At 58.7% G+C, this 4,910-nt stretch carries 4 protein-coding genes; 2 read left to right on the top strand and 2 right to left on the bottom strand.

Annotated elements, in window-relative coordinates; genetic code table 11:
- Together HKN37_00050 and HKN37_00045 are read right to left on the bottom strand one after the other, a co-directional pair.
- Nucleotides 1–2,431, bottom strand: a 2,431-nt coding sequence (locus HKN37_00050; GenBank protein NNE45028.1) for a hypothetical protein, incomplete at its 3' end; no start/stop codon positions are given.
- Between the two features lie 133 nt (nt 2,432–2,564).
- Nucleotides 2,565–3,722 carry a methionine adenosyltransferase gene (locus HKN37_00045; GenBank protein NNE45027.1) on the bottom strand — a complete coding sequence of 386 codons (1,158 nt, stop codon included), beginning with the start codon at nt 3,720–3,722 and terminating at the stop codon, nt 2,565–2,567.
- Nucleotides 3,723–4,059: 337 nt separating this feature from the next.
- Between HKN37_00045 and HKN37_00040 the strand changes: the two genes are divergently transcribed.
- Together HKN37_00040 and HKN37_00035 are read left to right on the top strand one after the other, a co-directional pair.
- Nucleotides 4,060–4,302 carry an acyl carrier protein gene (locus tag HKN37_00040; protein NNE45026.1) on the top strand — a complete coding sequence of 81 codons (243 nt, stop codon included), beginning with the start codon at nt 4,060–4,062 and terminating at the stop codon, nt 4,300–4,302.
- A gap of 27 nt (nt 4,303–4,329) precedes the next feature.
- Nucleotides 4,330–4,910, top strand: a 581-nt coding sequence (locus HKN37_00035; GenBank protein NNE45025.1) for a beta-ketoacyl-[acyl-carrier-protein] synthase II, incomplete at its 3' end; no start/stop codon positions are given.

Below are 4,910 nucleotides of genomic sequence, written 5' to 3'. Positions count from 1 at the left end.
GAAGACCTGAGAAGACGATGGGGAACTGATGCTGTCCGCTTGCCGGATCGGCGGCCGTATTCCCGGCTGCCGCGGCGTCTGTGGCTTTCAGCGCGTATCGGACGATCGATCCCGGCTGCAACGCCGCGGCCTGTGTCGTGAAGTACCCACGATAATCTGTTCCATCGTACGCAAGACCGAACGATCCGCTATCGTACACTGCGCCACTGCCATCCTCGATCGTGAACTCCACCCACGCGGTGTCGACGCCGAGGTTATCGTCTACCGATGCCACCACCTGTGCAGGCCAGAGCGCGGCCGATGCGAGTGCGATTGGCAGGTGCGAGATGGTTGGCGCTTCAAGATCGGGCCCGATGTCGAACGAAAAGAACGCATTTATATCGCCGGGGAGCCGCGTGCGCGTGTTGGCTTCGTCCTCCGCTTCGATGAAATATTCGACGGTCGACGGTTCACTCGGCAGCGAAAGCTGTGTCGCATATACCGCGCCTGATTCCAGCACGACCGGCTGGTCGACGAAGTCGCCTGAGCCCGCAACGCGATGGGAAAGCGTCACACTCTGAATGGGAGAATTCCCCTGGAAGGCTTCGACCTCGACACGAACCGAACCGCCCAGTTGCTCCGATGCCGGCAACGGCTCATGAGAAACGATAGGACCGACAACTCCAAGGTATCCGCGGTCCGAAAGCCGCCCGATGATGCTGGCCGTGTGGACGCCGCCGAAAAGGTCGCGATCGGCCTGCACGACAGCCTCGGCCGCGTCGACGAACGTGACCGGATGAGACAGATATGAGTGTGACTGCAGCAGCAATCGATCGATGACCGACTTGCCGACGTCGGTGTAGATTTCCATCAGGGCCGTCGCCCACAGTAATCCGTCTGTGTAGATATTGCAGCCGTCACCGTTCGAATCGCCGGGGTCCTCACACGTGGTCGCGGCCGGATACACGCCGGCGCGGGTCACGGATCGTCCCGGCCAGATCTGGCCATCTCCGCTGTCCCATCGGAAGACATTCTCCCAGTCATCTCTCTTGCCCACGGACGTCTCGGCGAGCAATCGCAAGTAGGATGTCGCCCAGAAATCCGACCAACCCTCGTGCAAAGCCTGCCCCTCGCTACTGGCATTCAATCCGGGGGCACCGGCTTCGAGCAACGAGTGCGCGTATTCGTGCCACAGGACTCCCGCGTCTTCAGCATCATCAACGCCGCCGATTCCGAATTCGACGATGTTGCGGGACGGCGTGTAGAACGAGTTGTCCGACGCAAACGCCCGCGGATTGACCGTCAGGGGCGCATTCTGCCGGTCGAAAAAGCCGATGGACTGAACATACCGCTGGCTCTTGTCGAGATGGTAGTAGGCATTCACTGCCTCAAAATGATCTTCTCCACGGGTGAAAGTGAAGTCACCAGGCGACCCGAGCGCCGGAGGCTCGTAGGGAGGCGCCAATGAACCGCCCCCCGTAATCTTGACGTGCGGTCCCTCAAGTCGATAATTACTGTCGTTGCCGAGAGAAATCTCAAGCAGGTCGACCAGAATCCGCTCATCGTTGAGCGCGTTGATGTCGGAGTCCGAGCTGTCAATGAACGGCGGCCCGTACGGAGCGCCGGACGAAGTCAGCGGGTCGGGATTAAACACGTAGCCACTCCCCGTGGCAGTAGCAACGCTCTCGTGCTCCTCGATCGTGGACCGCACGTATGAACCGTGTTCAACCTCCTCGAGGCGATGGAAGGCCTGGTCTAGAAGTTGAACGACGTCGCCCGAGCGAGCGTCGACGAGGACTTCCCATTCACCGGGTGTGTGGTCGGGCCACAGGATCAATCGCCACACAAGGCGGGGCGGATCCGACGGAAAGACCTGCAGGTCCGGGTCCGACGTGCTTGCGGCTCCGTCGACCAGCGTCGAGCGAGCGATGCCCTTCGCCGCGTCCGCCGACAGGGCCGGGTTTGTATTGATCTTCCGGGAGTCGATTCCCTCCGCAATGCCGTTCAGAATCATCGTCGGCTCAAGGCTGACGTCGAGACTGACGTTCACGAACCGTCGGTAGACGGGCAGGCCGGCAACGTACTGTTGCATCAACACGTGATGACTAACATCCGTAGATCGAATGGACTCGACACGCAATTCTATGTCGCTGCCGAACCCAAACTCACGAGCATACCGCGTGAGTGAGGACCGGGCCGCTGCCTCCGGAGTGTCGGCGGATGCGCCGACGGCTTCGGCGCGATATACCGCCCGTGTCACACCCGTAGCGGGGTCTACCCGCGTGTTACCCTGGCGCAGCGTACGAACGTCGGAGGTAGCGTCAGTCCGCCGGGCCACATGACGCACGGTCTCCTTGAAGATCTCGGGCGTACTCACTTCCTGTTGCTGCCCGGCTGCCAACTGCGGCAACGCAAAACAACAAACCGCCAGAAGAACAAGGACTTGCTTCATCGAGGTGCCGGGCGCGCATTGCGTGCGCCTGGAATTCGTTTCTATGTCACGTCGGGACGTCGGCTTTGCTCCCGTGCCGAGCCGTGTGCGGCGACCTCAAGTATCGACCACTCCCCGCCCAACTATATCACGATCAAACGAGCGAAGCCGCCGCGGCCTTCAGCTCTTCAACGTGGTCAAGAGCCTCCCAGGAAAACTCGTCGCGGCCAAAGTGACCGTACGCAGCGGTTTTTATATAGCCGGGTTGCCGGAGCCTTAATCGGTCAATGATCACCCGCGGACGCAGATCGAATACTTTGCCAATGATTTCGACCAGTTGATCATCCGGCATGACGCCCGTTCCGTACGTGTTCACGTCAATCGACACGGGCCTTGCAATCCCGATCGCATAGGCGAGCTGAACTTCCACTTCGTCGGCGAGGTCTGCAGCTAAGATGTTCTTTGCCACGTGACGCGCTGCATATGTAGCCGACCGATCGACTTTGGTCGGGTCCTTTCCACTGAATGCACCGCCACCGTGTGCGCCGCGACCGCCATATGTGTCTACAATGATCTTCCGTCCCGTGAGACCGGTATCTCCGTGCGGTCCACCGATGACGAAGCGTCCCGTCGGGTTTACATGGAGAATGAGTTTGTCGTCCAGAAGGTTCGCCGGAATGACGCGCGGAATCAGGAATTTGCGCACATCGCGTGCGATTTCTTCGGGCTCGACGGATTCCGCATGCTGTGTGGAAACGACAATCGTGTGAACCCTGCGCGGCGTCTTCCGATCGTCATCGTATTCGATCGTAACCTGGGCTTTCGAGTCAGGCCGCAGGTACGGCATTTTGTCCGAGTTCTTTCGGATATCCGCCAGCTCGCGCATCAAGCCATGGGCGAACATGATTGCCATTGGCATGAATTCAGGGGTCTCGCGACATGCGTATCCGAACATCATCCCCTGATCTCCGGCGCCGATATCCTCTGAACCCACGACACCTCTCGAGATGTCAACGCTCTGCTCATGAATGCTGCTGATCACGCCACAAGAATCGGCGTCGAAACGGAGCGTCGGGTCGTTGTAACCTATTTCTCGTATCACCTCTCTGGCGATCTCCTGAACGTCGACGTATCCATCGGAGGTGACCTCACCGGACAGCACTACCAGGCCGGTTGTTACGAGGGTTTCCACCGCGACACGGCTTTCCGGATCCTCCTTCAGCAGGGCGTCGAGGATGGCGTCCGAGATTTGATCCGCGACCTTGTCAGGGTGACCCTCTGACACAGATTCGGATGTGAACAGGTAGGACATAGTCAGAATGTTAACTGTTTAGGGTTCTTCTCGAGAGGCCGTTGCTGGATCCAACGCCGAGGAACGAGGAAACAATGAACTAGCAAACGCCTTCGAAGCGAGATAGATTCGCCAAAAAATACCCGATGGCGCCGGTCCAAACAGGCCAAAGTCTTGCGACGGATTCCTGGTCGGGCTATTCGAAGTCTGCATCAAGCATCGTCAGGCAAATTGCTTATGGCGCGGGCCTAGTGTAGCTTTTGCGGTTCTGTGCAGCACTGAGGACGCGAAAAACGCGTTTCCGGGTATTATTTCGGGTTGCTGCGGGCCGCACGTACAAATTGACGGAGACCATCCCATGTCAAACGATATCGCCTCAAAGGTCAGTGCCATCATCGTTGAAAAACTCGGCGTCGACGAGGCTGACATCACGCCTGAGGCATCGTTCACGAATGATCTCGGCGCAGACTCACTTGACACGGTCGAGCTCATTATGGAGTTCGAGAAGGAGTTCGACCTGACGATTCCAGACGAGGAAGCTGAGAATATTGGAACGGTCGGTGACGCCGTTACCTACCTGAGCGAGAAGGTTGGCAGCTGATCCCAACGCTTTCGCGTTGATCTTCTTATGCAAAACAGAGCTCGAAGGGTTGTCGTAACCGGGATGGGGGCACTTACCCCCATTGGCTTGTCCGTTGACGAGTTCTGGCGAGGAATGATGGCGGGTCGGAGCGGAGCCGCGACGATCACCAAGTTCGACACCGAACCGTTCGCGTCGAAATTCGCCTGCGAGTTGGACGGCTACGATCCGACCATGGATATGGATCGCAAGCAGGCTCGACGCCTGGATGGCTTCTGCCAGTACGCACTGTCGGTCGCCAAGCAGGCCGTCATCGATGCCGGGGTCGATACCACGACGCTCTCCGACGAGGAAAGGGATCGGATCGCTGTCATTTTCGGCAGCGGAATCGGAGGCATCAAGGTGTTTGCCGACCAGGTTCAGACGTACCTGGAAAGCGGCGTCCGGAGGCTTTCGCCCTTCTTCATCCCGATGCTAATCCCGGACATAGCCGCCGGCTACATCTCCATCGAGTATGGATTTCGGGGGCCGAATTATTGTGTCGTATCAGCCTGCGCCACCGGGAATAACAACATTGGAGACGCTTTTATGCTCATACAGAGAGGGCTGGCAGATGCCGCCGTCTGTGG

The organism is Rhodothermales bacterium, assembly GCA_013002345.1.
Lineage (GTDB): Bacteria > Bacteroidota > Rhodothermia > Rhodothermales > JABDKH01 > JABDKH01.
Note: the sequence above shows the minus strand (reverse complement) of the source record. Positions and strands in the feature narration are given on the sequence as shown.